Below are 1,551 nucleotides of genomic sequence, written 5' to 3'. Positions count from 1 at the left end.
GTTTACAATACTTTGGGAGTTTCATTAATTTCCCTGAATGTCTCACCAGTATTAGCRCAGAGGACATAGAACAAAGGAATAAGAATGTAAAACGGTTAGGTGACGTGCTAACAGATACTAGACTAGCATTAGTTATTTCTAGAGTGCATTTGCAGGTGAACAACAATGAGCAAGCTATTTCTTTTGCAACTTGGGCAATTAATCGGATTGGAGATAAAATAGTTGGTAGTGCTTTGATTCCTGAGTTTAACGAGATAATTAACAAAGCAACTGCTGTAAAGAGGTTGCAATGAAGGTGATAGATAATTGAACTAACGGGACACGATAGTTCAATGACAACAGGCTGAATCGTTAAATTACCATCGCATCTTATTCAATGATTGGGGTATCTAGATGTATAAAAGCATTCATTGGCATGCGTTTTTCAAAGTGAATACAGAGGAAAAGGCTCGAAAATTACTCTCAAGATTCGAAGAGGTTTGTGAGACGAATGCTGTCCTTTTATCCTGTGAACGTTATTGGAAGGATTCGGCTTTATATGATGTTGGTTTTAGCACATCCTTAAATAAGGACGATATTTCTCATGCCGTTTTCTCAACCCTAGTAAGTGCTCACAAATTGGCTTATGAATGGCAGGTTACTGGTCCTTCCAATTCAGAATCGGGAATTTGGGAATTTAGTGGACTAACCACTAAAACAAAAGTTACAGGTATCGAATGGATTCAGTTTAGGATAGTAAGCGAACCATTATTCAATTAACGGGACACTATAGTGTAACAATCACCAGGACAAGACTGCCGGAAATGAACGGTAGCCTCGTTGAGCTAACGGTCAGGTTAGTTTAGCACACCGTAATTTATAAAAAGTTTCAATTAAGGAGGTGTGTTGAATTATCAGAAGGAGATGGAGATATTACGGAGCAACTTATCTTATTGGTTACATAATTTCAATTTATGGAACGGGCATTCCTCAATGGTACTACTTAATTCCAGTAAAAATAGTGGCCTGTTGTTTTATGCTGATTGGTGGAAGTTCTATATATTACATGGCGGAAGAAAAACTTCATTTATTATTGGCTTTCTATAGGTCATTAAAGTATATCGCAATATCATTTGCAATCTTATTCGTCTTTGCTTTGATACAGCATATTTTTGATATTAACTTATCTGCAATAGTAGGAATTTAATAGTTTAACTCGCTGAACTAACGGGAAACGATAGTTGAAGACTAAAAGGGCTGCCACGTGGCAGCCCTTCGTAGTTACGCTAACGGGCAGAATAGTTCCAATAAGTGGTATTCTAAGATAAGGGATTTGAACAGGGGGGCAATGTTTATGGAAATAAAACATCCAGTTAAGAGTCCATCAAGGATTGGAACCATTATAGGAATGATTGCTATTATATCGAGTCAATCTATTCTTGTATTGAGGTTATGGGATCAGAGGGGTATATTCTACGCTTCGTTAACGGTGATTCTTCTATGTTTAGTTGTACTGTTACTCGCATTGTACAGAACATTTTTTAAGAAACCAACCGTGTTATGCCTATCCAA

The 1,551-nt window shown here is 37.1% G+C and carries 2 protein-coding genes; both read left to right on the top strand.

Features of this window, described 5'->3' with window-relative positions:
- A partial coding sequence (locus tag AC1DSE_RS35130) for a hypothetical protein (protein ID WP_477529107.1) occupies nucleotides 1-293 on the top strand: 293 nt, incomplete at its 5' end.
- A gap of 100 nt (nucleotides 294-393) precedes the next feature.
- Nucleotides 394-759, top strand: coding sequence for a hypothetical protein (locus AC1DSE_RS35125; protein ID WP_441880890.1), 366 nt, complete (start codon nucleotides 394-396; stop codon nucleotides 757-759).
- Nucleotides 760-1,551 lie beyond the last annotated feature (792 nt).

The sequence above is a fragment of the Paenibacillus sp. 01L418 genome (assembly GCF_056400045.1).
The sequence above is the reverse complement of the archived record's forward strand: the minus strand, read 5'-3'. Positions and strand labels throughout refer to the sequence as shown.